Source organism: Streptomyces sp. NPDC055966 (assembly GCF_042269865.1).
In the GTDB taxonomy this organism is placed as follows: Bacteria; Actinomycetota; Actinomycetes; order Streptomycetales; family Streptomycetaceae; genus Streptomyces.
On sequence record NZ_JBHJYK010000009.1, the window covers coordinates 14,473 to 38,049 of the forward strand.

21 protein-coding genes and 1 pseudogene are annotated in these 23,577 nt (G+C 71.0%); 4 read left to right on the top strand and 18 right to left on the bottom strand.

Annotated features, from left to right (window positions below):
• Positions 1–10 precede the first annotated feature (10 nt).
• From nusB to ACFC8N_RS20160, 13 genes are all read right to left on the bottom strand, one after another.
• Positions 11–445, bottom strand: a complete 435-nt coding sequence (gene nusB / locus ACFC8N_RS20100) for a transcription antitermination factor NusB (RefSeq protein ID WP_356036818.1) — start codon at positions 443–445, stop codon at positions 11–13.
• 2 nt (positions 446–447) lie between these two features.
• Positions 448–1,014, bottom strand: coding sequence for an elongation factor P (efp, locus tag ACFC8N_RS20105; protein ID WP_071378290.1), 567 nt, complete (start codon positions 1,012–1,014; stop codon positions 448–450).
• Positions 1,015–1,058: 44 nt separating this feature from the next.
• Positions 1,059–2,177, bottom strand: coding sequence for an aminopeptidase P family protein (locus ACFC8N_RS20110; RefSeq protein WP_362822768.1), 1,119 nt, complete (start codon positions 2,175–2,177; stop codon positions 1,059–1,061).
• A 77-nt stretch (positions 2,178–2,254) separates the two neighbouring features.
• A complete protein-coding gene (locus ACFC8N_RS20115) occupies positions 2,255–3,145 on the bottom strand; it encodes a Pro-rich N-terminal domain-containing protein (protein ID WP_356036824.1) in 891 nt (296 codons plus the stop codon).
• A 219-nt stretch (positions 3,146–3,364) separates the two neighbouring features.
• On the bottom strand, positions 3,365–4,456 hold the full coding sequence (gene aroB / locus ACFC8N_RS20120; RefSeq protein ID WP_376288931.1) for a 3-dehydroquinate synthase: 1,092 nt from the start codon (positions 4,454–4,456) through the stop codon (positions 3,365–3,367).
• Positions 4,453–4,935, bottom strand: a complete 483-nt coding sequence (locus tag ACFC8N_RS20125) for a shikimate kinase (RefSeq protein ID WP_356036855.1) — start codon at positions 4,933–4,935, stop codon at positions 4,453–4,455. Before ACFC8N_RS20125 ends, aroB begins: the two co-directional genes overlap by 4 nt.
• 32 nt (positions 4,936–4,967) lie before the next feature.
• Positions 4,968–6,152: a chorismate synthase gene (gene aroC / locus ACFC8N_RS20130; protein ID WP_356036828.1), complete on the bottom strand. Its 1,185-nt coding sequence runs from the start codon at positions 6,150–6,152 to the stop codon at positions 4,968–4,970.
• A 167-nt stretch (positions 6,153–6,319) separates the two neighbouring features.
• Positions 6,320–7,159 (bottom strand): shikimate dehydrogenase, encoded by an 840-nt coding sequence (locus ACFC8N_RS20135; RefSeq protein ID WP_356036830.1) that lies wholly within the window; start codon positions 7,157–7,159, stop codon positions 6,320–6,322.
• Positions 7,160–7,168: 9 nt separating this feature from the next.
• Entirely contained in the window at positions 7,169–8,845 is a 1,677-nt protein-coding gene (mltG, locus tag ACFC8N_RS20140; protein ID WP_356036833.1) for an endolytic transglycosylase MltG, read from the bottom strand.
• A 123-nt stretch (positions 8,846–8,968) separates the two neighbouring features.
• The gene (ruvX, locus tag ACFC8N_RS20145; protein ID WP_356036836.1) at positions 8,969–9,433 is read right to left on the bottom strand and encodes a Holliday junction resolvase RuvX; all 465 of its coding nucleotides are present in this window, start codon (positions 9,431–9,433) and stop codon (positions 8,969–8,971) included.
• A 25-nt stretch (positions 9,434–9,458) separates the two neighbouring features.
• The gene (gene alaS, locus ACFC8N_RS20150) at positions 9,459–12,131 is read right to left on the bottom strand and encodes an alanine--tRNA ligase (RefSeq protein ID WP_356036839.1); all 2,673 of its coding nucleotides are present in this window, start codon (positions 12,129–12,131) and stop codon (positions 9,459–9,461) included.
• The gene (locus tag ACFC8N_RS20155; RefSeq protein WP_376288932.1) at positions 12,131–12,490 is read right to left on the bottom strand and encodes a hypothetical protein; all 360 of its coding nucleotides are present in this window, start codon (positions 12,488–12,490) and stop codon (positions 12,131–12,133) included. The genes alaS and ACFC8N_RS20155 overlap by 1 nt, the downstream gene beginning before the upstream one ends.
• A 16-nt stretch (positions 12,491–12,506) precedes the next feature.
• The gene (locus ACFC8N_RS20160) at positions 12,507–12,941 is read right to left on the bottom strand and encodes a DUF948 domain-containing protein (RefSeq protein ID WP_356036844.1); all 435 of its coding nucleotides are present in this window, start codon (positions 12,939–12,941) and stop codon (positions 12,507–12,509) included.
• Between the two features lie 161 nt (positions 12,942–13,102).
• On the opposite strand from ACFC8N_RS20160, the gene ACFC8N_RS20165 reads away from it, so the two are divergent.
• On the top strand, positions 13,103–15,304 hold the full coding sequence (locus ACFC8N_RS20165; RefSeq protein WP_362822772.1) for a regulator: 2,202 nt from the start codon (positions 13,103–13,105) through the stop codon (positions 15,302–15,304).
• Positions 15,305–15,325: 21 nt separating this feature from the next.
• On the opposite strand, the gene rpsD is transcribed toward ACFC8N_RS20165, so the two are convergent.
• From rpsD to ACFC8N_RS20180, 3 genes are all read right to left on the bottom strand, one after another.
• A complete protein-coding gene (gene rpsD, locus ACFC8N_RS20170; protein ID WP_031161776.1) occupies positions 15,326–15,940 on the bottom strand; it encodes a 30S ribosomal protein S4 in 615 nt (204 codons plus the stop codon).
• Positions 15,941–16,242: 302 nt separating this feature from the next.
• Positions 16,243–17,598, bottom strand: a complete 1,356-nt coding sequence (locus tag ACFC8N_RS20175) for a replication-associated recombination protein A (protein WP_356036849.1) — start codon at positions 17,596–17,598, stop codon at positions 16,243–16,245.
• 58 nt (positions 17,599–17,656) lie between these two features.
• The gene (locus tag ACFC8N_RS20180) at positions 17,657–18,313 is read right to left on the bottom strand and encodes a vitamin K epoxide reductase family protein (protein WP_356036852.1); all 657 of its coding nucleotides are present in this window, start codon (positions 18,311–18,313) and stop codon (positions 17,657–17,659) included.
• A 144-nt stretch (positions 18,314–18,457) separates the two neighbouring features.
• Between ACFC8N_RS20180 and ACFC8N_RS20185 the strand changes: the two are divergent.
• Positions 18,458–18,943: pseudogene (locus tag ACFC8N_RS20185) on the top strand (ATP-binding cassette domain-containing protein); the annotation flags it as partial.
• A 120-nt stretch (positions 18,944–19,063) separates the two neighbouring features.
• On the opposite strand, the gene hisS reads toward ACFC8N_RS20185, so the two are convergent.
• Positions 19,064–20,326, bottom strand: coding sequence for a histidine--tRNA ligase (gene hisS, locus ACFC8N_RS20190; RefSeq protein ID WP_356021978.1), 1,263 nt, complete (start codon positions 20,324–20,326; stop codon positions 19,064–19,066).
• A gap of 14 nt (positions 20,327–20,340) precedes the next feature.
• On the bottom strand, positions 20,341–21,054 hold the full coding sequence (locus ACFC8N_RS20195; RefSeq protein WP_356021980.1) for an MBL fold metallo-hydrolase: 714 nt from the start codon (positions 21,052–21,054) through the stop codon (positions 20,341–20,343).
• A 211-nt stretch (positions 21,055–21,265) separates the two neighbouring features.
• Between ACFC8N_RS20195 and ACFC8N_RS20200 the strand changes: the two genes are divergently transcribed.
• On the top strand, positions 21,266–22,093 hold the full coding sequence (locus tag ACFC8N_RS20200) for a peptidylprolyl isomerase (RefSeq protein WP_356021982.1): 828 nt from the start codon (positions 21,266–21,268) through the stop codon (positions 22,091–22,093).
• Positions 22,094–22,247: 154 nt separating this feature from the next.
• A complete protein-coding gene (locus ACFC8N_RS20205; RefSeq protein ID WP_356021984.1) occupies positions 22,248–23,477 on the top strand; it encodes a DUF349 domain-containing protein in 1,230 nt (409 codons plus the stop codon).
• The last annotated feature ends 100 nt before the right edge of the window (positions 23,478–23,577 follow it).

Consider the following 23,577-nt stretch of genomic DNA (forward strand, 5'->3'; position numbering starts at 1 on the left):
GTAACGGGCTCTACGCCTCGTCCCGGCGCAGAGACGGCTTGAGCTCCTTCAGACGGCCCAGCAGGCCGTTCACGAACGCGGGCGAGTCGTCCGTGGAGAACTCCTTCGCCAGCTGCACCATCTCGTCCAGGACCACGGCGTCCGGGGTCCCGTCGACCCAGATCAGCTCGTACGCGCCCAGCCGCAGGATGTTGCGGTCCACGACCGGCATCCGGTCGAGCGTCCAGCCGACCGCGTACTGGGCGATCAGCTCGTCGATGCGCCGCGCATGCTGGGCGTAGCCCTCGACCAGCTGCATCGTGTACTCGCTGACCGGCGGCTGCCGGGTGTCGGACCGGGACAGCCGGACCCAGTCGGCGAGGACCGTCAGAACGTCGGCGCCGCGCTGGTCGCCCTCGAAGAGGATCTGGAAGGCGCGCTTGCGGGCCGTGTTGCGGGCAGCCACGGTTAGCTGTTCACCCGGCCGAGGTAGTCGCCCGTGCGGGTGTCGACCTTGATCTTCTCACCGGTGGTGATGAAGAGCGGGACCTGGATCTCGTAGCCGGTCTCCAGCTTGGCGGGCTTGGAGCCGCCGGTGGAGCGGTCGCCCTGGACGCCCGGCTCGGTGTGCTCGATGACCAGCTCGACGGCGGCCGGCAGCTCGACGAAGAGCACCTCGCCCTCGTGCGTGGCGACGGTGGCCTCGAAGCCCTCGATCAGGAAGTTGGCGGCGTCGCCGACGGCCTTCCGGTCGATCATGAGCTGGTCGTAGGTCTGCATGTCCATGAAGACGAAGTACTCGCCGTCCATGTACGAGAACTGCATGTCGCGCTTGTCGACAGTGGCGGTCTCGACCTTGACGCCGGCGTTGAAGGTCTTGTCGACGACCTTGCCGGACAGCACGTTCTTCAGCTTGGTGCGCACGAAGGCCGGGCCCTTGCCGGGCTTGACGTGCTGGAACTCGACGACGGACCAGAGCTGGCCGCCTTCGAGCTTGAGCACCAAACCGTTCTTGAGGTCGTTCGTGGAAGCCACGGTTGCGGAATCTCCTGGACTGACGTACGACCCAGGAGCACGCGCTAGAGCGCGAGCAGCTCCTTGGTCGTGATGGTGAGTAGCTCGGGTCCGCCGTCCGCCTCGGGGCGCACGACGAGCGTGTCATCGATCCGGACACCGCCCCGGCCCGGGAGGTGGACCCCCGGTTCGACGGTGACCGGCACGCAAGCGTCCAGTTTACCCATGGCCGCGGGCGCCAACTGCGGGTCCTCGTCGATTTCGAGTCCGACGCCGTGTCCGGTGAGCGGAGACAGGGCCTCCGCATAGCCGGCCGAGTCCAGCACATGGCGTGCCGCACGGTCCACGTCGCGGCAGGCGGCGCCGGGCGCCAGGGCCTCGCGCCCGGCGCGCTGGGCGGAGAAGACCAGGTCGTACAGCTCTACCTGCCAGTCGGCGGGCGACGTGCCGATCACGAACGTACGGCCGATCTCGCAGCGGTAGCCGCGGTAGGCCGCGCCCAGGCACACGGTGAGGAAATCACCCTCCTCCACGCGCCGGTCGGTGGGACGGTGCCCGCGCCGGCCGGAGTGGGGGCCGGTGGCCACCGAGGTGGGGAAGGCCGGGCCGTCGGCCCCGTGGTCGACCAGCCGGCGCTCCAGTTCCAGCGCGAGGTGCCGTTCGGTGCGGCCGACCAGGATCGACTCCAGCAGCTCGCCGAGGGCCTGGTCGGCGATCTCGGCGCCGATGCGCAGACAGGAGATCTCCTCCTCGTCCTTGACCACCCTGAGCTGCTCGACGGCTCCGCCGAGGTCGGTGAGGCGCAGTGCGGGGGCGGCGGCGGAGACGGCCCGGTGCCGGGCCACCGTGAGGTGGTGCTCCTCCACGGCCAGGGAGTCGGCGTCCTGGCCCACGGCGAGGTCCGCCGCCCCGACCGCCGCGTCGCCGCCGGCTCCGGCGCCGTCCGGCGCAAGGACGTGCAGGCGCAGGTTCTCGTCCGGGCGGCCGTCGCCCACGCGGTCGTCGGGCGGGCCGGCGCAGACGAGGAGGTCCTCGCGTCTGCCGAGCAGCAGCGCGGAGCCCCGCGGGGCCGCGGCGGCGAGGTAGCGCACGTTCGCCGGACGGGTGACGAGCGCTGCCGCGGTGCCGGCCGCGGTGAAGTGGTCTCTCAGCCGGGATCGGCGGGTCGCGTACACCTCTGACATGAGACGAGCGTAGAAGTTTTGCGGCGGTTGTGCCGATTTGAGAACGGCCGAGTGGGGTGCGGGCAGGCCAGGGGGAGCTACCAGCTCGGCGGACTCGCGATGGCTCGCGCCAGGACCTCGTCCAGCACACGGGCCGTGCCCGGGACGTCCAGCTGGGAGTTGTCGATGATCGGCAGGCCCGAGCCGTACCAGCCGGCCATGCGGCCGTGGATGCGGGCCACCTCCTCGTCGGTGAGGCGGCGGTTGCCGGAGCGCTCGGCGTTGCGCTCCAGGACGATGTCCAGGCCCGGCAGGAGGACGACCGGGAGCAGGCCGGGGCCGACGTGCCGCTTCCAGCCGCCGAGGCCCACGACCGGGCGGTCCGGGAACACCGCGTCGTCCAGGATGCAGGAGATGCCGTTGGCGAGGAAGTTGCGGGCGGCGAAGCCGCAGGTGCGGCGGGCGAGGCGGTACTGGGCCTCGGAGTTGTCGTTCCAGCCGGACTGGGGGTCGGCGAAGCCCGAGCGGACCCATTCGCGGACGTCGTCCAGGCTGATGTGCGCGGTGGGCACCCGGCGGTGGTCCGCCCAGAACTTGGCGACGCTGGTCTTGCCCGCGCCGGCCGGGCCGATCAGCAGGACGGCCAGGGTGGTGGTCGTCGGGTCGGGCACCGGGGCCTGTGCCGGGGGTGCCGCGGGCACGCCGACCGGTCCGCCGGGCGGCAGCGGCACATGGCCGGTGGTCTCGGGGGCGGGCGGCGCGGAGGTGTGCTGCGGGGCCGGGGGGTGCACGACCGGGGGCACGGGCGCGGGAGGCTGCGGGGGCGTGGGCGGGACGGCGCCGGTGGGGGCCGGGAAGCCCGGCGGCGCTGGCACGGGGACGGCTCCCGGGTGCGGGCCCGGGTGGGGGTGTGCGGCCGACGCCCAGCCGGCGTGCGGCACCTGCCCCGGCTGGTGGGGCGGCAGCGGAGATCCCACTGCGTGCTGCATCCGTTGCCACTCCGTCTCGTCGTCCTCGGCTCGATCGCCGCTCCCTCGCGACGGGCGAGCGACGGACCATCGGTGCTGGTCGCGGGGGTGGGCCCCGCTGTTTCACCGAACGGTACCGTCCCCGGCCGTCGTTTGGTGAAACGGCCGGGGGCGGCCCGAAGTGCCCATTCCGCAAAGGAAGTCGAGGTCAGGAAACGGACGGACGGAACAGTCGGGTACTTACTGTCCGACCTCGCCGTAGGCGGCGAGCAGGACGGCCGGGTCGGGGCCCTCCATCACCGTCGGCTTGGCCAGGCCGTCGAGGACGATGAAGCGCAAGCGGTCGCCGCGGGACTTCTTGTCGACCTTCATCGTCTCCAGCAGCTTGGGCCACTGGTCGTAGCGGTAGTGCAGCGGGAGGCCGACGGCTTCGAGGATCGTACGGTGGCGGTCCGCCGTCGCGTCGTCCAACCGGCCCGCCAGACGGCCCAGTTCGGCGGCGAAGTGCATGCCGACGGCGACCGCGGCGCCGTGCCGCCACGTGTAGCGCTCGTTCTTCTCGATGGCGTGGCCGAGCGTGTGGCCGTAGTTGAGGATCTCCCTGAGGCCCGACTCCTTCAGGTCGGAGGAGACGACCTCGGCCTTCACCCGGATCGCGCGCTCGATCAGCTCGGGGGTGTGCGGGCCCGCCGGGCTGCGGGCGCCCTCGGGGTCGGACTCGATCAGGTCCAGGATCACCGGGTCGGCGATGAAACCGGCCTTGATGACCTCCGCGAGCCCGGAGACGTAGTCGTTGACCGTGAGGGAGTCCAGCGCGGCGAGGTCGCACAGGACGCCGGCCGGCGGGTGGAAGGCGCCGACGAGGTTCTTGCCCTCGGCGGTGTTGATGCCGGTCTTGCCCCCGACCGCGGCGTCCACCATCGCGAGCACGGTGGTGGGGATCGCGATCCAGCGCACCCCGCGCAGCCAGGTGGCGGCGACGAATCCGGCGAGGTCCGTCGTCGCGCCGCCGCCCACGCCGACGATCACGTCGGTGCGGGTGAAATGGGACTGGCCGAGCGCCTTCCAGCAGTAGGCGGCGACCTCGGCGGTCTTCGCCTCCTCCGCGTTCGGCACCTGGACGGCGATGGCCTCGTAGCCCTGCTCGGCCAGGTCGGCGCGGAGCGCGTCACCGGTCTCGGCCAGCGCCTCCGGATGGATCACCGCGACCCGCTTGGCGTTCGGGCCGACCAACCCGCCCAGCTCGCCGAGCAGTTGGCGGCCGACCAGTACCTCGTACGGCTCGGTGCCCGCCGTGCCGGCGACCTGGATCCGGGTGACTGCCTCGCTCATGCCTTCTTCAACTCCAGTGCGTCCAGGGCTGCTTGCGTGACCTCTTCGGGGGTGCGGCCGTCCGTGGCGACGACGGCGGAGGCGACCTCCGCGTACAGGTGCCGCCGGGCCTCCATCAGCTCGCGCCACTGCTTGCGCGGGTTGACCGCGAGCAGCGGGCGGGCGGCGTTCAGGCCGGTGCGCTTGACCGCCTCTTCCACGTCCATCGACAGGTAGACCACGCGCTGCCCGGTGAGCAGCGCGCGCGTGTCCGCGTCGAGGACGGCGCCGCCGCCGAGCGCGAGGACGCCCTCGTGCTCGGCCAGCGCGGTGGCGACCGCCCGCTTCTCGATCGCCCGGAAGGCGGGCTCGCCCTCGTCGACGAAGATCTCGGCGATGGCGCGGCCCTCGGCGGCGACGATGTCGTCGTCGGTGTCCCGGTAGCCGAGGCCGAGGCGCTCGGCGAGCAGCTGCCCGACGGTGGACTTGCCGACGCCCATCGGGCCGACCAGCACGATCGCAGGCACGGTGCTCACCGGATGTGGAGGTTGTCGAGGTACGACCGGACGTTGCGGCTGGTCTCGGCCACGCTGTCGCCGCCGAACTTCTCCGCGACCGCGTCGGCCAGCACCAGCGCGACCATGGCCTCGGCGACGATGCCGGCGGCCGGCACGGCGGAGACGTCGGAGCGCTGGTGGTGCGCCTGGGTGGCCTCGCCGGTGGTCACGTCGACCGTCTTCAGGGCGCGCGGCACGGTCGCGATCGGCTTCATCGCGGCGCGCACGCGCAGCAGCTCGCCGGTGCTCAGGCCGCCCTCGGTACCGCCGGAGCGGCCGGAGACCCGCCGGATGCCCTCGTCGGTCCTGACGATCTCGTCGTGCGCCCGCGAGCCCGGCACCCGCGCCAGCTCGAAGCCGTCGCCGATCTCGACGCCCTTGATCGCCTGGATGCCCATGAGGGCGCCGGCCAGCCGGGCGTCCAGCTTGCGGTCCCAGTGCACGTGCGAGCCGAGGCCCACCGGCACGCCGTAGGCCAGGATCTCGACCACGCCGCCGAGCGTGTCGCCGTCCTTGTGGGCCTGGTCGATCTCCGCGACCATCGCCTTGGAGGCGTCCGCGTCCAGGCAGCGCACCGGGTCGGCGTCCAGCTTCTCGACGTCGGCCGGGGTCGGGTAGACGCCCTGCGGGGCCTTGGCGGAGGCCAGCTCGACCACGTGCGAGACGATCTCGATGCCCGTCGTCTCCTTCAGGTACGACCGGGCGACCGCGCCGAGCGCCACCCGGGCGGCCGTCTCGCGGGCGGAGGCGCGCTCCAGGATCGGACGGGCCTCGTCGAAGCCGTACTTCTGCATGCCCGCCAGGTCGGCGTGGCCGGGGCGGGGCCGGGTCAGCGGCGCGTTGCGGGCGAGCCCGGCGAGGATCTCGGGGTCGACCGGGTCGGCCGCCATGACCTGCTCCCACTTGGGCCACTCGGTGTTGCCCACCATGATCGCGACCGGGGAGCCGAGGGTCAGACCGTGCCGGACGCCGCCCAGGAAGGTGACCTCGTCCCGCTCGAACTTCATGCGCGCACCGCGGCCATAACCGAGCCGCCGCCGCGCGAGGTGGTCCGCCACCATCTCCGTGGTGATCGGCACGCCGGCGGGAAGACCCTCCAGCGTCGCGACAAGTGCGGGACCGTGGGACTCCCCCGCGGTCAGCCAACGCAGCCTGCTCAACGGTCTGCTCCTCAGTGCTCGCGCCCGGTACTGCCCTGCGTACGCGCGTCCTCGCGTACGGCGACGGCGTCACCGGGTGCGCGACCCCGGTACGCCACCTCTGATCCTCCCACGTCCGGCGCGGTTGTCCGGCCGCCGGTCCAGCAAGCGGACGCGCGGGCGGGCGCTCAGTGCGCGGCGAGCGCCTTCTCACCGGCGTGCCGCATGGCCTCCAGCGGCGCCGGGGAGCGGCCGGTCATCTGCTCGACCTGGAGGACGGCCTGGTGGACCAGCAGGTCGAGGCCGCTGACCACGGCGCCGCCGAACATGGACCAGCGGGCCGCCAGCTCGGTGGGCCAGGGGTCGTAGAGCACGTCGAAGAGGGTCGCGGGGCGCTCGGGGACGGCGGCGGCCAGAGCGTCGGTGGTGCCGGCGGGCGTGGTGGCGACGACCAGCGGGGCGTGCAGCGCCTGCCCGGCGTCGGCCCAGTCCGCCGTACGGACGTCCACGTCGAGCCGCTGGCCCCACTGCCGCATCTCGGCGGCGCGGTCCTCGCTGCGGACGTAGACGGTGATCTCGCCGGTGCAGATCCGGGCGAGGGCGGCGAGGGCGGAGGAGGCTGTGGCGCCGGCGCCGAGGATCGCGGCGGAGTCGACCTGTGCGATGCCGTGCTCGCGCAGGGCGGCCACGATGCCCGGGACATCGGTGTTGTCGCCGCGGCGGCGGCCGTCCTCGGTGAAGACAACGGTGTTGACCGCGTCGACCGAGGCGGCCGTCTCGCTGATCTCGTCCAGCAGCGGGATGACCGCCCGCTTGAGCGGCATGGTCAGGGACAGGCCCGCCCACTCCGGCCCGAGCGTGTCGAAGAAGCCGGGCAGTGCGGCCTCGTCGACCTCGAAGCGCTCGTACGACCACTCGGTGAGCCCGAGCTCGTCGTACGCCGCCCGGTGCAGCACCGGGGAGAGGGAGTGACCGATGGGCTTGCCGAGAACGGCCGCCCGGCGGGCGTCAGTCGTCTTCACTGCCATGGATTGTTCTCAGCCCTTGTTCCTGGACGCGTTCCACTCGTTGACCAACTTCTCGTGCTCGGCGAGCGTCTTGGTGAACTGGCTGGTCTTGCCGTCCATCGAGATGAAGTAGTACCAACCGTCGTGCGTCGGGTTGAGCGCCCCCTGGATGGCCTCCTCGCCGGGGTTGTCGATGGGGCCCGGCGGCAGGCCCTTCGTGAAGTACGTGTTGTACGGGTTGTCGTACTTGCGCAGCTCGGTGACGCTCAGGTCGATCTTGCTCTGGTTCTTCACGTAGTTGTACGTGGAGTCGAACTCCAGCCGCCCGTAGGTCTGCGGGTTGTCGGGCTGGAGGCGGTTGTAGACGACTTCGGCCATCTTGCGGAAGTCGTCGTGGCTCGTGCCCTCGGCCTGCGCCAGGCTCGCCACGGTGAGCAACTGCCAGGGGCTGTCGAGGCCCAGCGACTTGGCCTTGTCCGCCAGGCCCAGTTCCTGGTACTTGGAGCTGGCCTGGGACACCATGCTCTTGAGGACGTCCTCGGGTTTCTGGCCCTTGGTCACCGCGTAGCTGGAGGGATAGAGGAAGCCCTCCAGCGGGTCCTTGAGGTTCGGGTGGTTCAGTGCCCAGGCGGGCAGACCCAGCTGCTTGTAGTCCTTCTTGGCGATGCCCGCCGTGGTGCCCGCCGCCACGCCGAGGCGCGTGTCGATGAGGTCGTACACCGCCGTGTTGCGCAGGCCCTCGGCGATGATGAGGTTGCTGCGGCTCTTCGGGCTGAGCATCAGTTGCACCGCGCTCGCGGCGGACATGTGCTTCTGCAGCGTGTAGACGCCGTCCTGGAGCGTCTTGCCGTCCGGGTTCGCCTGCATCGCGGAGACGAACGCGGCCGCGCTCTCGACGACACCCGCCTCCTTCAGCTTGTCACCGATCGTCCAGCCGCCGGCGCCCTTGGGGATGACGACCGTGATCTGTTCGCCGTTGCCGCTGCCCGCGTAGTCCGGGGCCGTGCCGAAACGGTTCTGGTAGAACTTGTAGCCGAAATATCCGACTCCGCCGAGGCCGCCGCCGAAGACCAGGACGACCACCATGCAGGCGCAGCCGGTGCGCCGTTTCTTCTTCTTGGCAGGCTTCTTGCCCTTGCCCTTGCCCTTGCCGCGCCGCTCCGACCGGTCGGCGAGTTCGTGCGCATCGTCATCGTCGTCGTCATCGTCGGCGCCCGTGAAGAAGGGGTGGGTCTCCTCCTCGGGCACGGCGTCGGGATCGAGCTCCGGATCCGGCTCGGGGCGCCTGCGGCCGGGCGGCTCCGGCGGCGGGTAGGCGTCGTCGGTGCCGTAGAAATCGGGCTGTTGCCCGCCGTAGCCACCGGGCTGCCGGCCGTAGGGGTCGCCGGGGTCGGGTGCGTACGGGACCTGACCGTGGGTGCCGGTCGCGTCCCAGCCGCCCTGTTGCTGGTACTGCTGCTGGGCGTGACCGGCGTACTGCTGCTGACCCTGCTCGTCGTAGTACGGGTACTGCTCATGGCCGTATCCGGGCTGCTGCCCCTGGCTCCAGCCGCCGTGCTGCTGCGGCTGCTGGGGGTAGTGCTGCGGCTGGCCGCCGTAGGGCTGCGAGCCGTCGTGCGGCTGCTGCCCTCCCCATCCGCCGTCCCCGTACAACGGGTCCTGCGGATGCCACGGTTCGGAGCCTTGGCCCCGGCCATACTCAGTCATCGATCCCCTAGAGCCGCGAGGCCGAGCGGTCACGTGGCCGGTGGGCCGGCTTCCGTTCCGCCTCTTCTTGTGTCCCGGCTGTTCGAACACCGGCACATCGCGCGGAACGTTACCGTATCGCGATCAGATGACCACTTCGACGCCCTCGCCCGGTGCTTTACCTGACACCCGTTCGGATTCGAGGGCTTGCTGGAGGATGATCACAGCGGCGGCCTGGTCGATGACCGAGCGGCCCTTCTTCGATTTCACCCCCGAAGCACGCAGTCCCTGACTGGCCGTCACGGTCGTCATCCGCTCGTCCACCAGGCGGACCGGCACCGGCTTGATGCCCTTGGCCAACTCCTGGGCGAAGGCCCGGACCTTGACCGCGGCCGGGCCCTCGCTTCCCTTGAGGGAGCGAGGAAGGCCGACGACGACCTCGATCGGTTCGTACTCCTCCACCAGCTGCCGCAGCCGACGGTGGGCGGCGGGGACGTCGCGGCCGGGGACCGTCTCCACCGGTGTGGCGAGGATCCCATCGGGGTCGCACGAGGCGACCCCGATCCGGGCATCCCCGACGTCGATCGAGAGTCGACGTCCTCTGCGCATTTCTGACCGTTTCCTTGCGTGCCCGTTACTTGGCGGTATCGGCGACGAGGCGCTCGACGGCGTCGACGGCCTCGCCCACGGCGGCCGGGTTCTGGCCGCCGCCCTGGGCGACGTCCGGCTTGCCGCCACCGCCGCCGCCGAGGGTCTTGGCGGCGGTGCGGACCAGGTCACCGGCCTTGAGACCACGCTCGCGGGCGGCCTCGTTGGTGGCGATGACGGTCAGCGGCTTGCCGCCCGTGACCGTGAAAAGGGCCACAACCGCGGCCCGGCCGCCCTGGATGCGGCCGCGCACGTCGAGGACCAGCTTGCGCAGGTCGTCCGGCGTGGTGCCGTCCGGGACCTGACCGGTGACGACGGCCACACCGCGCACGTCCTTGGCCGACTCGGCGAGACCGGCGGCGGCCTGGAGCACCTTCTCGGCGCGGAACTTCTCGATCTCCTTCTCGGCGTCCTTCAACTTGCCGAGCATGGCGGAGACCTTCTCCGGAAGCTCCTCCGGACGGCCCTTGATCAGCTCCTGGAGCTGGGCGACGACCGTGTGCTCCCGGGCGAGGAAGTTGTAGGCGTCCACACCGACGAGGGCCTCGATACGGCGGACACCGGAACCGATGGACGACTCGCCGAGCAGCTTCACCAGGCCCAGCTGGGCGGTGTTGTGCACGTGCGTGCCGCCGCACAGCTCCTTGGAGAAGTCGCCGATGGTCACGACGCGGACGCGCTCGCCGTACTTCTCGCCGAACTCGGCGATGGCGCCCTGCTTCTTGGCCTCGTCGATGCCCATGATCTCGGCGTGCACGTCGAGATCGCGGGCCAGCACCTCGTTGATCTTCTGCTCGACGTCGGTCATCACGGCCGTGGGAACGGCGGACGGGGAGCCGAAGTCGAAGCGGAAGCGGCCGGGCTGGTTCTCGGAACCGGCCTGGGCGGCCGTGGGGCCGAGGGCGTCGCGCAGCGCCTGGTGGGTCAGGTGGGTGGCGGAGTGGGCGCGGGCGATGGCCTTGCGGCGGCGGTTGTCGATCGAGGCGTGGGCCTTGGCGCCCACGGTGACCTCGCCGACCTGGACGACGCCCTTGTGGACGTACACCCCCGGGACCGGCTTCTGGCAGTCGCGGACCTCGATGACGGCACCGGAGTCGACCTTGATCCGGCCCGTGTCGCCGATCTGGCCGCCGCCCTCGGCGTAGAACGGGGTGCGGTCGAGGACGATCTCGACCTCGTCGCCCTCGGTGGCGGCCGGCGAGGAGGCGCCGTCGACCAGGATGCCGACGATCGTGGACTCGCCCTCGGTGTCGGAGTAGCCGATGAAGTCGGTCTCGCCGACCTTGTCGGCGATCTCCCGGTAGGCACCGGCGCCGGCGTGCCCGGTCTTCTTGGCCTGGGCGTCGGCCTTGGCGCGCTCCCGCTGCTCCTTCATCAGGCGGCGGAAGCCGTCCTCGTCCACGGACAGCCCCTGCTCGGCGGCCATTTCGAGGGTGAGGTCGATCGGGAAGCCCCAGGTGTCGTGGAGCAGGAAGGCCTTGTCGCCGGAGAGGACCGTGCCACCGGACTGCTTGGTCTCGGTGACGGCGGTGTCGAGGATGTTGGTGCCGGCCTTCAGCGTCTTGAGGAAGGCGTTCTCCTCGGCGAGGGCGACCTTCTCGATGCGCTCGCGGTCGGTGATCAGCTCGGGGTACTGCTGGCCCATCATGTGGATCACGGTGTCGATCAGGTCCTGGACGACCGGACCGGTGGCACCGAGCAGGCGCATGTTGCGGATGGCACGGCGCATGATGCGGCGCAGGACGTAGCCGCGGCCCTCGTTGCCGGGGGTGACGCCGTCGCCGATGAGCATCACCGACGTGCGCATGTGGTCGGTGACCACGCGCAGGGAGACGTCCGAGGCGTGGGCGTCGCCGTAGCGGACGCCGGTCAGCTCGGTGGCCTTGTCGATGACGGCCATGGAGGTGTCGATCTCGTACATGTTCTGCACGCCCTGCAGAATCATGGCGAGGCGCTCCAGGCCGAGGCCCGTGTCGATGTTCTTGCTCGGCAGTTCGCCGAGGATCTCGAAGTTGTCCTTGCCGATGCCCTCGCCGCGCTCGAACTGCATGAAGACGAGGTTCCAGATCTCCACGTACCGCTCGTCGTTGACGGCGGGACCGCCCTCGGCGCCGAACTCGGGGCCGCGGTCGTAGTTGATCTCGGAGCAGGGGCCGCAGGGGCCGGGGACGCCCATGGACCAGTAGTTGTCCTTCATGCCGAGGCGCTGGATGCGCTCCTTCGGCACACCGACGACCTCGTGCCAGATGCGCTCGGCCTCGTCGTCGTCCTTGTACACGGTGATCCAGAGCTTCTCCGGCTCCAGGCCGTAACCACCCTTGTCCTGGGGGCTGGTGAGCAGCTCCCAGGCGTAGGTGATGGCGCCTTCCTTGAAGTAGTCGCCGAAGGAGAAGTTGCCGCACATCTGGAAGAACGTGCCGTGGCGCGTGGTCTTGCCGACCTCTTCGATGTCCGGCGTGCGCACGCACTTCTGCACGCTGGTGGCGCGGTCGAACGGCGGCTTGACCTCGCCCAGGAAGTAGGGCTTGAAGGGCACCATGCCGGCGGGGACGAGGAGCAGAGTCGGGTCGTCCGCGATGAGCGACGCCGAAGGCACGACGGTGTGCCCGCGCTCCTCGAAGAAGCTCAGCCAGCGGCGGCGGATCTCAGCCGACTCCATCAGTGGTCCTCATTCCGGTTGTACGAGTACATAGGGGCTTCGATGTACTTCGGTGGGGTGCGGTTGATGCCCGGGCTCGCCTCGATGGCGGTGAGGCGCCGGGGGGCCGGGAGTTCGGGGTCCTCGTGGATCCCGAGGGCCTCCTCCAGCTCGGCCTCCCGCACGGCCATGTTGTCGCGGACGTCGAGCGCGAAGCCCACCGCGCGGTCCTTCAGCCGATGACCGGTCTCCAGGGCCTTGTTGGCCGCGGTGGCGGCGAGGCTCTCCGGGGTCAGCTGCTTCAGCTTGCGGTTGACCTTGGTGGTGGCCCACACACCGGCGGCGACGCCGGTGGTGAACCAGAACGTACGACGGAACATCGCTCGGTCTCAGTCCTTACTTCCGCTTGCGTCGCGCGGCGGGGACCGTGCGGCCCACGATCACGGTACGCCGGGGCGCCTTGGCGGGCACGTCCTCCTTGCGGCCGCCCAGCGCCCGGCGCACGCCGTAGCCGAAGGCCGCGACCTTGACCAGCGGGCCGCCGAAGGTGGAGGCGACGGTGGTCGACAGCGCGGAGGCGTTCGACGTGACCTCCTGGACGTCCGTGGCGATCGCGTCGACGCGGTCGATCTGGGTCTGCGCGGAGCGCACCGCCTGGGAGGCGTCGGCGAGCAGCGGGACGGCCTGTTCGGTCACGTCCGCCACGAGCTTGGTGGTCGCCTTGAGCGTCTGGGCCAGCCTCGCGAGTGCCACCGCGAGGAAGGAGACCAGGATCGCCCAGAAGACGGCCACCAGGATCCCGGCCACCTCTCCACCGGACACTGTGCGCACCCGCTCCCTGAAACGTGCCTCAACATCGAAAACATCGAAAACCAGCGTCCCGAGCCTATCGCGCCGGGGCCGGGGCTCCGTACCGGATTACCGGGTGGTGCGGACGGAGTTGCGGGAAGCGATTGTACGGAATGAACACACTTCAGTACGCTCCGTGTCCCATGCGAGGTCCTCAGCGCCCAGACCCCTTCCCCGACGGTGATCCGCCCCTGGAACTGACCACTTTCGTCGGGCGCACGGCCGAACTCGCCGGGCTGGCGGCGGCGCTCGGCGAGGCGCGGCTGGTGACCGTGACCGGGGCCGGCGGGGTCGGCAAGTCCCGGCTGGCCGCGCGGGCCGCCGCCGGATGGGGCGCCGCATCGGGTGCCGTGGCCGGGCGCGTCGAGCTGGCGGCGGTACGGGATCCGCAGTTCGTGGAGTACGCGGTGGTGGAGGCGCTCGGGCTGACCGACCACACCGCCCGGCTGCCCCGCCAGACGCTGCTGGAGCACCTCGCCGGCCGCCCGGTGCTGCTGGTGCTGGACGGGTACGAGCATCTGGCGGCAGCCTGTGCCGAACTGACCGCGGAACTGCTGCGCAAGCTGCCGCGGCTGAGGGTGCTGGCCGCGGGCCGGCGTCCGCTGGGGCTGGCGGGCGAGCGGCTGTTCCCGCTGGCGCCGCTCGGCGCGGACGAGGCGGTGCAGCTGTTCACGGACCGGGCCCGGGAGCAGGGGCTGACGGTGTCCGACGGTCCCGAGGTGCGCGAGCTGTGCCGCCGGCTGGAGGGGATCCCGCTCGCGCTGGAGCTGGCGGCCGGGCGGGTGCGAGCCCTGTCCCCCGCGCAGTTGGTGCAGCGGCTGGACGACCGGTTCCGGCTGCTGGTCGCGGACGCCCGCGGCGATGGCGCCCACCCGGTGCCCGGCGGGCCGCCCGCCCGGCATCAGACGCTGCGCACGGCGATCGGCTGGAGCCACGAGCTGTGCACCCCGGCCGAACGGCTGCTGTGGGCGCGGCTGTCGGTGTTCGCGCAGACCTTCGACCTGGACGCGGCCGAGTACGTGTGCAGCGGGGACGGGCTGCCCGCCGAGGACGTGCTCGACGTGCTGTCGGCGCTGCTGGTCCAGTCCGTGGTGACCCGCGAGGACACCCCGGCCGGCCCCCGCTACCGGATGCTGGACACCGTCCGGGCCTACGGCGCCGACTGGCTGGAGGCGGCCGGGGACGCGGGCAGGCTGCGCAGGCTGCACCGGGACTGGTACCTGGGCCTCGCGACCTGGTGCGAGCTGGACTGGTTCTCGCCCCGGCAGCACGAGATCGCCGAGCGGGTCGAGGCGGAGCTGCCGAATCTGCGGGCGGCGCTGGAGTTCTGTCTGACCGAGCCGGACGAGGCGCACCTCGGCCAGTGCCTGGCGGGGTCGCTGTGGTTCTGCTGGGTCGGGTGCGGGCGGCTCGCGGAGGGGCGCCGCTGGCTGGAGCGCGGCGTGGAGCTGGAGTCGGAGTACGAGCAGTCCCGGCTGAAGGCGCTGTGGGTGCTCGGCTACGTGGCGATCCTCCAGGGCGACACCGTGCCGGCGCTGGCGGCGCTGCGGGAGTGCCGGGAGCAGGCGGAGCGGGCCGCGGATGCGACGGCGGTGGCGTACGCCGAGCACCGCGCCGGATGTCTGGCCCTGGTCAGCGACGACATGGCGCGCGCAGAAACGCTGCTGCGGTCGGCGCTGGAGCGCTATCAGGAGATCGGCGAGCTGAACAGCAACGTCCTGATGGCCCAGGTCGAGCTGGCGATGACCCGGGCCTTCCAGGGCGATCTGCCGGACGCGGTGCGGTTGTGCGAGGACGTACGGCAGGTGTGCGAGGACCACGGGGAGCGCTGGGCGCGCTCGTACGCGCTGTACGTGCTGGCGTACGCCGCCTGGCTGGACGGCGAGCCGGCCCGCGCGCGGGTGCTGCTGGCGGACTGCCTGGGCCATGCCCACGCGTTCCGTGATCTGCTCGCCGAGGTGCTGACGCTGGAGCTGCTGGCGCTGGTGACGGTGACCGAGGGCGACGCGGCCGAGGCGGCCGTGCTCCAGGGAGCGGCGGCCCGGCTGTGGCCGTCGGTGGGGCTGCCGCTGTTCGGCTCGGCGTACTTCGACGCCCCGCACGAGCGCTGTGCGGCGCTGGCCCGGCAGGCGCTGGGGGACGCGCGGTACGAGGAGTGCGTGCGGGAAGGGGCCCGGCTCGACCGCGCCTCGGCGGTGGCGCGTGCGCTGGGGCACGAGCGCCCCGCGGGGGACGCGCGGAACCGCGCGGTCGGCCCCCACCGGCCGGAACCGTTCGGACGACGGGAAACGCAGACCCGCCGCCTCGCCCGCCCGGCAGGACCGGGCAGGGAGACGGCGGGCTGAGAACGTACGCCGGGGCTGGGATCAGCGGGCGTAGTACTCGACGACGAGCTGCTCGTCGCAGATCACCGGGATCTCCTTGCGGTTCGGCTCACGGTCCAGGCGGAACGCCAGGGCCTTGAGGTTCACCTGGAGGTAGCGCGGGGTCTCGCCCTCGGGGGCGAAGCCACCCTCACGGGCGATCGTGAAGAGCGTCTTCTCCTTGGAGCGGTCGCGGACCTGCACGACGTCGTCCGGACGGACACGGAAGGACGGCTTGTCGACCTTCTGGCCGTTGACCTGGATGTGGCCGTGGACGACCATCTGACGGGCCTGGTAGATGGTGCGGGCGATGCCCGAACGCAGGACCAGGGCGTCGAGACGGCGCTCGAGCTCCACGATCAGGGCCTCACCGGTCTTGCCCTGGACCTTGGACGCACGCTCGTAGGCGCGGACCAGCTGGCGCTCGGAGATGTCGTACTGCGCGCGCAGACGCTGCTTCTCCAGCAGACGGACCTTGTAGTCCGAGTTCTGCTTGCGGCCACGGCCGTGCTCACCCGGCGGGTAGGGGCGGGCCTCGAAGTACTTGACGGCCTTCGGGGTCAGCGCGATGCCGAGGGCACGCGACTTCTTGACCTTGGGGCGGGACTGGTTCGCCACTGTCTCAATCTCTTTCGTAGTGTTCGGCTCGTCAGGGTTAGGGAGGTCGCATCCGCAGCCGGGAAAACCCGCCGGGTCCCGAGGGACCTGCCGGGCAGCCGCTTCCCTGGTCTGGGCACATACGTGCAGCACGCGAGTGGCCCACCGACCGTCCCGGGACTCCGAGTGGTGGTGGGCTGCCCGCGACACCGATCGACGGTGCGCGACGCTCCTGGAGTCAGTCCGCGAGGGACCGGATCTCCGGCTGACTGTCCCGCTCTGACAGCGCGGGACTCAGCACTTCGGGGCAGTCTACAGGGTGCTCAGGAGCGCTTGCGACCGAGGTGTTTCCTGGTCCACTCGACCGCGTCGGCGTATCTGGCCTCGGTCCCGTGCCGGGTCGGGGTGTAGTACGTGCGGTCCTTCAGGGCGTCCGGGGCGTACTGCTGCTCGGCGATGCCCTCGGGCAGGTCGTGCGGGTACACGTATCCCTGCGCGTGGCCGAGCTTGGCCGCTCCCTTGTAGTGCCCGTCGCGCAGGTGGGGCGGGACCGGGCCGGCCAGGCCCGCCCGGACGTCCTCCATCGCGGCGCCGATCGCGGTGGTCGCCGCGTTGGACTTCGGGGCGAGGGCGAGCGCGATGGTGGTGTGGCTGAGGGTGAGGGCGGCCTCGGGGAAGCCGATCATGGCGACGGCCTGGGCGGCGGCGACCGCGAGGGGCAGGGCGTTCGGGTCGGCCAGGCCGATGTCCTCGCTCGCGGAGATCATCAGGCGGCGGGCGATGAAGCGGGGGTCCTCGCCGGCCTCGATCATGCGGGCCAGGTAGTGCAGGGCCGCGTCGACGTCGGAGCCGCGGATGGACTTGATGAGGGCGCTGGCGACGTCGTAGTGCTGGTCGCCGTCGCGGTCGTACTTGACCGCGGCCCGGTCGACGGTCTGCTCCAGCGTCTCCAGGCTGATCTCGCCCTCGCCCTGGTCGAGAGCGGCGCCGGCGGCGGCCTCCAGGGCGGTCAGGGCCCGGCGGGCGTCGCCGCCGGCGATGCGCAGCAGGTGCTCCGCGGTGTCGTCGGGCAGGGCGACGGCGTCCTTCAGACCGCGCTCGTCGCTCAGGGCGCGCCCCAGCAGCCCCCGGATGTCGTCGTCGGTGAGCGGTTCGAGCGTGAGCAGGAGGGAGCGGGAGAGCAGCGGGGAGATCACCGAGAAGTAGGGATTCTCCGTCGTGGCCGCGATCAGCGTCACCCAGCGGTTCTCGACGGCCGGGAGCAGGGAGTCCTGCTGGGCCTTGCTGAAGCGGTGGATCTCGTCCAGGAAGAGGACGGTCTCCTTGCCGAAGCCGCCGGTGGCGCGGCGGGCCCCGTCGATGACCGCGCGGACCTCCTTGACCCCCGCGGTGATCGCGGAGAGTTCCACGAAGCGTTTGTTCGTCGCCTTGGAGACGACGTACGCCAGCGTCGTCTTGCCCGTGCCCGGCGGGCCCCAGAGGATCACCGAGGAGGGCCCGGCGGGGCCGCCGGACCCCTCGCCGACCAGCCGGCGCAGCGGGGAGCCGGGTTTCAGCAGATGCTGCTGGCCCACCACCTCGTCGAGGGTGCGCGGGCGCATCCGCACCGCCAGGGGGCTGCCTGCCGGGTCCTTCTCCTGGCGTTCTTCCGCCGCTGCGGTGAAGAGGTCGGGTTCCACGTCCAAAACCCTAAATCACCGCACTGACAACCCGGCTCCGGCCGCGGGTCGGTCCGGGTCAGGCCCAGAGCTGGCTGCCCCAGCGGGTCAGGATCAGCATGGCGATGATGCCGCAGTGGGTCACCGGGATCACCCAGGTGAACTCGCCGAGGAACCGCTTCAGCCGGCCCGGCGCCGGCAGGAAGCCGTTGCGGACGTTGAACGAGGTCACGTACCAGAACATGGTGATCGTGGCGACCCAGGCCAGCGAGCACCACAGGCACAGGGCGTTGATCCGGTACAGGGACTGGAACTGGAGCCAGGTGACGAAGCAGACACCGAAGAGCGTGCCGACGTTGAAGGTCAGCCAGTACCAGCGCGGGAAGCGGGCACGGCCCAGCAGGCTCATGCCGACGCAGACGACGATGCCGTAGCAGACCAGGCCCAGCCAGGGGTTCGGGAAGCCGAAGGCGGCCGCCTGCTTGCTCTCCATGACGCTGCCGCAGGACACGATCGGGTTGACACTGCAGCCCGGCGTGAACGTCTTCCCCGCGATCTTCGCTTCGAGGAGCTTGTTCTTGTCGAGCGTGATGACCCAGGCCGCCAGCAGACCGGCCGCGCCGGTGATCACCAGCAGCAGGGCGAAGGCGCGGCTGCCGCCCACCGTGCGGGGGGCGTCGGCGGGACGCTCGGACCCGGGATCTGTGGAGACGTCTTTGACTGTCGTCTTGCTCATCCGCCGATTCCGTCGCTTGAGACTTGGACCAACTTCGGGCACGGGTCATTGTGCCGCACGCGCATGTGTGCCCACCGTTCGAAGGACATAAGGAGGTACGCGCGGTGGTCACGGACCGTTCGGTTCCGGCCGAGGCCCGGGGGCATGACAGCACACGCGAACGAACGAGCGGTGGACGTCCGGGGGGCTGTGCAAGCGGTACGGGGGCAGGACCGCCGTCGACGGGCTCGACCTGGGAATCCTGCGCGGTGAGGTGGTCGGTCTGCTCGGGCCACCGCGGTGGAGATCCTCCAGGGCAACCGGTCCCGGGACGCCGGCGAGGTGTCCGTTCTCGGCACGGTCCCGGCGACGGGCACGCGCGCGTGGAGATCCCGGGTGGGAATCGTCCGGCAGGACGAATCGGCGCCCGTGGAGTTGACGGTCCGCGAGACGGTGCGGCACGTCACCCGCTCCTCCCCGCGCCCGCGCGACCCGGAGCAGGTCGTCGGCCCGGTCGGCCTGGAAGACAAGCCCGGCAGCCGGGTCAAGGCGCTCTCCGGCGGTCAGCGGCGCCGCCCGGACGTGCCGACCACCGGCTTCGACCCGGCCGCCCGCCGCCGGTTCTGGGACCTGATCCGCCTCCTCGCCGACCGCCTCGCCGTCAGATCTTCGGCAAGTCGGGGGTGACCGGCGCGATGCGTCACGGCCTGCTGGAGCGGTGAAAGCGAGAGGGGCGCCGGAGAGACCTCCGGCGCCCCTCTCACCGTTCGACTAGCCCAGCCGGGACTGCAGTTCGGCCAGGATCCCGTCCACCGCGATCGCCGTCTGCTCGCCGGACTCCATGTCCTTGAGCTGGACGACGCCCTCGGCGAGGTCGCGCTCGCCGGCCACGAGGGCGTAGCGGGCGCCACTGCGGTTGGCGTTCTTCATGGCGCCCTTCAGGCCCTTGCCGCCGTACGAGAAGTCCGCCGCGACCCCGGCCTTGCGCAGCTCGGTGACCTTCGCGAACAGCAGCCGGCGGGCCTCCTCGCCGAGCGGGACGGCGTAGACCGACGTGGTGGACGGCAGGGCCAGCTGCACGCCCTCCGCCTGCAGGGCGAGGACCGTGCGGTCGACACCCAGGGCCCAGCCGACCGAGGGCAGCGCGGGGCCGCCGATCATCTCGGAGAGACCGTCGTAGCGGCCGCCGCCGCCCACCGCGGACTGGGAGCCCAGACCGTCGTGCACGAACTCGAACGTGGTGCGGGTGTAGTAGTCCAGACCGCGCACCAGCTTCGGGTCGTCCTCGAAGGCCACGCCCGCGTCGGTCAGCAGTTCGCGGACCTCCTCGTGGTACGCCTTGCAGGCGTCGCACAGGTAGTCGCGCAGCAGCGGGGCGCCCGTGAGCTGCTTCTGGACCGACTCGCGCTTGTCGTCGAGGACGCGCAGCGGGTTGATCTCCGCGCGGCGCAGGGTGTCCTCGTCGAGGTCCAGGCCGCGCAGGAAGTCCTGGAGCGCGGTCCGGTACACCGGCCGGCACTCCTGGTCGCCCAGGCTGTTCAGCAGGATGCGGAAGTTGCTCAGGCCCAGCGAGCGGTACGCCTGGTCGGCCAGGATGATCAGCTCGGCGTCGACCGCCGGGTCCTCCACGCCGAGCGCCTCGGCGCCGACCTGGGAGAAGTGCCGGTAACGGCCCTTCTGCGGACGCTCGTAGCGGTAGTACGAGCCGGAGTACCAGAGCTTGACCGGGAGGTTGCCCGACTTGTGCAGGTTGGCTTCGAGGGCCGCGCGCAGCACGGAGGCCGTGCCCTCCGGGCGCAGGGCGAGCTTGTCTCCGCCCTTGGTCTCGAAGGCGTACATCTCCTTGGTGACGATGTCGGTGGACTCGCCGACACCGCGCGCGAAGAGCTCGACGTTCTCGAAGCCGGGTGTCTCGATGTAGCCGTAACCCGAGTTGCGCAGCGGAGCGGCGATCGCCTCGCGCACCGCGAGGTACGTGGCGGAGTCCGGCGGAATCAGGTCGTAGGTGCCCTTGGGGGCCTGGAAGGTACTCACGGAAGGCTCTCTCGTCACATTCCTCGTCGGGGAGCGGTGTTCACGTCCGCTCCCTGGCCGACCGCCACCTGCCGCAGATAGGGGTTGGTGGCGCGCTCCTGGCCGATGGTCGTCTGGGGGCCGTGGCCGGACAGCACCACGGTGGAGTCGTCGAGCGGCAGGCACACACGGGCCAGCGACTCGACCATGTCCGCCATGGATCCGCCCGGCAGGTCGGTGCGTCCGACGGAGCCGGCGAACAGCAGATCCCCGGAGAAGAACACCGACGGGATGTCGGCGGTCTCGGGCATCCGGAAGGTCACCGACCCCTTGGTATGGCCCGGCGCGTGCGCGACGGAGAACTCCATTCCCGCCAGGTCGAGGCTGGTGCCGTCGGTCAGCTCGCGGACGTCGTCCGGCTCCCCCACGGTCAGCTCGCCCATCAGCGGCATGCCGATCGACCGGCCGAGCGCCTTCTCGGGGTCGCTCATCATGAACCGGTCCTCGGGGTGGATCCAGGCGGGTACGTCGTGGGCCCCGCAGACCGGGACGACCGAGGCCACGTGATCGATGTGGCCGTGGGTGAGGACGACGGCGACGGGCTTGAGCCGATGCTTCTTCAGTGCTTCCTCGACGCCTTCGGCGGCCTGGTGGCCCGGGTCGATGATCACGCACTCCTCACCGGGGGCGGGGGCGACGAGGTAACAGTTCGTCCCCCAGGCCCCGGCGGGGAACCCGGCAATGAGCACGATCGTCCTTCGTTGTGTCGATGGGGTACGGCTTGCGGACGGCTCGCGGAAGGCTTGCCGGCGGCGTCAGCCGCAGTCAGAGCCTACCGGCGCTGCCGTTTCCTCAGCGAACCCATATACCGTACGGGGCTACACGCGGCGGTCGGCCCACGAGAAGCACACAGCCGCACGCGTACCGGTCGACACACGACACGCATGAGGAGAGAACCCGGTGGTCAGCCAGGAGCAGCGGCGGCGTCAGCTCGCCCGGGAGAAGTTCTTGCGGCAGCAGCAGCGGCGCACCCAGGCGCGCCGCAAGGCTCGTACGCGCAACTCCGTGATCGCGTCGGTACTGGGCGTGATCGTGATCGGCAGCGTCGCGCTCTACACGACGGGCGTGATGAAGGGCGACGACAAGAAGGACACCGCCGCCGGCGTCACGCCCAGCGCCACGCCGACCAGCAAGGCCCCGGACCCGTGCGCGAAGCCCGCGGCCGGCTCGGCGAAGAAGCTGAGCTGGAAGAAGGAGCCGGCGATGACGATCGACACGTCGGCGAACTACAGCATGAAGCTCGCGACGACGTGCGGTGACATCGACATCGCGCTGAAGACGGCGGCGGCCCCGCACACGGTGAACTCGTTCGACTTCCTGGCGGGCCAGGGCTACTTCGACCACACCAAGTGCCACCGTCTGACGACGGACGGCATCTTCGTGCTCCAGTGCGGCGACCCGCAGGGCACCGGCATGGGCGGGCCGGGCTACACGCTCCCGGACGAGAACCTGAAGGACAACAGCCTGAAGGGCAACAAGTACCCGGCGGGCACGGTGGCGATGGCCAACACCGGCCAGAAGCACACCGGCGGCAGCCAGTTCTTCCTGGTCTACAAGGACAGCCCGCTGCCGCCCAGCTACACGCCCTTCGGCACCGTCTCGGACGCGGGCATGAAGGTGCTGCAGAAGATCGCCGCGGCCGGCGCGCAGGCGGCCGACCCGACCTCGGGCAACACCGCGCCGAACGCGACCGTTGTGATCAACAAGGCGACGGTGTCGAAGTCCTGACACATTCCTGAAGACCAAGACGGCCAGCTGCGGAATTTCGGTCGCGCTGGATGCGGACAGGCCGCCCGCCGGTCGCCTATGTTGGCCGTGACGAAACTGTGGACGATGCCCGGGGCCCGAAACCCCCCGCCAGGCATCATGTGGAGGAGGCGCTGTGAGCAGCGACCCGTGGGGCCGCGTCGACGAGACGGGGACCGTGTACGTGCGTACGGCCGACGGTGAGCAGGTCGTCGGTTCCTGGGCGGCAGGCTCCCCTGAGGAGGCGCTTGCCTACTTCGAGCGCAAGTACGAGGGCCTGGTTGTCGAGATCGGCCTCCTCGAGAAGCGAGTGCAGACCACCGACCTGTCGGCGAAGGACGCCCAGACCGCGATCGACCACCTGCGCGAGCAGGTGGACGCGCACCACGCGGTCGGCGACCTGGCCGCCCTGCGCGAGCGGCTGGACAAGCTCGTGAAGACCGTCGAGTCGCGCCGCGAGGAGCGCAAGCAGCAGCGGGCCAAGCAGTCCGACGAGGCCCGCAAGGCCAAGGAGGACCTGGTCGTCGAGGCGGAGCAGCTGGCGCAGTCCGACCAGTGGCGGGCCGCCGGTGAGCGGCTGCGGTCCCTGGTGGACACCTGGAAGGGTCTGCCGCGCCTGGACCGCAAGTCCGACGACGAACTGTGGCACCGCTTCTCGCACGCGCGGTCGGCGTTCTCCAAGCGGCGCAAGGCGCACTTCGCGCAGCTGGACGCGCAGCGCGAGGAGGCCCGCCAGATCAAGGAGCGGCTGGTCGCCGAGGCCGAGTCGCTGTCGGGGTCGACGGACTGGGGTCCGACGGCGGCCCGCTACCGCGAGCTGATGGCGGAGTGGAAGGCCGCGGGCCGCGCCCAGCGCGAGCACGAGGACGACCTGTGGAACCGCTTCCGCGGCGCCCAGGACGTCTTCTTCGCCGCGCGCAGCTCGGTGTTCGCCGAGCGGGACGCGGAGCAGTCCGAGAACCTGAAGCTGAAGGAGGAGCTGGCCGGGGAGGCCGAGAAGCTCCTGCCGATCGGCGACCTGAAGTCCGTGCGGGCCGCGTTCCGCTCGATCAACGAGCGCTGGGAGGCCATCGGCCATGTCCCGCGGGACGCGCGGCCGAAGGTCGAGGGCCGGATGCACGCCGTCGAGCGGGCGATCCAGGACGCCGAGGAGACCGAGTGGCGCCGGACCAACCCGGAGGCACGCGCGCGTGCCGAGGGTCTGACCGGTCAGCTCCAGGCCGCCGTGGACAAGCTGAAGGCGCAGATCGAGCAGGCCCGCGCCCAGGGCAACGGCTCCAAGGCCGACAAGCTGGAGCGTGAGCTGGAGGGCCGCCAGGCGCTCCTGGACCAGGCCCTGAAGGGCCTCCAGGAGTTCGGCGGCTGAATCCCCCCGCTGCTTACGTGAAAGGGCCCCGTACGCGCGTACGGGGCCCTTTCAGCTGTCCATGAGTCCGTGAGTCCGTGAGTGTGACTACGGCCTGTCG

What these genes read in the sequence shown, in the direction of transcription:
- ACFC8N_RS20110 (WP_362822768.1), bottom strand. Translation starts at nt 2,177, where the DNA reads ATGTCAGAGGTGTACGCGACCCGCCGATCCCGGCTGAGAGACCACTTC.
- ACFC8N_RS20135 (WP_356036830.1), bottom strand. Translation starts at nt 7,159, where the DNA reads ATGGCAGTGAAGACGACTGACGCCCGCCGGGCGGCCGTTCTCGGCAAG.
- ACFC8N_RS20125 (WP_356036855.1), bottom strand. Translation starts at nt 4,935, where the DNA reads ATGGGCGTCGGCAAGTCCACCGTCGGGCAGCTGCTCGCCGAGCGCCTC.
- ACFC8N_RS20165 (WP_362822772.1), top strand. Translation starts at nt 13,103, where the DNA reads ATGCGAGGTCCTCAGCGCCCAGACCCCTTCCCCGACGGTGATCCGCCC.
- mltG (WP_356036833.1), bottom strand. Translation starts at nt 8,845, where the DNA reads ATGACTGAGTATGGCCGGGGCCAAGGCTCCGAACCGTGGCATCCGCAG.
- ACFC8N_RS20115 (WP_356036824.1), bottom strand. Translation starts at nt 3,145, where the DNA reads ATGCAGCACGCAGTGGGATCTCCGCTGCCGCCCCACCAGCCGGGGCAG.
- ruvX (WP_356036836.1), bottom strand. Translation starts at nt 9,433, where the DNA reads ATGCGCAGAGGACGTCGACTCTCGATCGACGTCGGGGATGCCCGGATC.
- ACFC8N_RS20155 (WP_376288932.1), bottom strand. Translation starts at nt 12,490, where the DNA reads ATGTTCCGTCGTACGTTCTGGTTCACCACCGGCGTCGCCGCCGGTGTG.
- aroB (WP_376288931.1), bottom strand. Translation starts at nt 4,456, where the DNA reads ATGAGCGAGGCAGTCACCCGGATCCAGGTCGCCGGCACGGCGGGCACC.
- alaS (WP_356036839.1), bottom strand. Translation starts at nt 12,131, where the DNA reads ATGGAGTCGGCTGAGATCCGCCGCCGCTGGCTGAGCTTCTTCGAGGAG.
- ACFC8N_RS20180 (WP_356036852.1), bottom strand. Translation starts at nt 18,313, where the DNA reads ATGAGCAAGACGACAGTCAAAGACGTCTCCACAGATCCCGGGTCCGAG.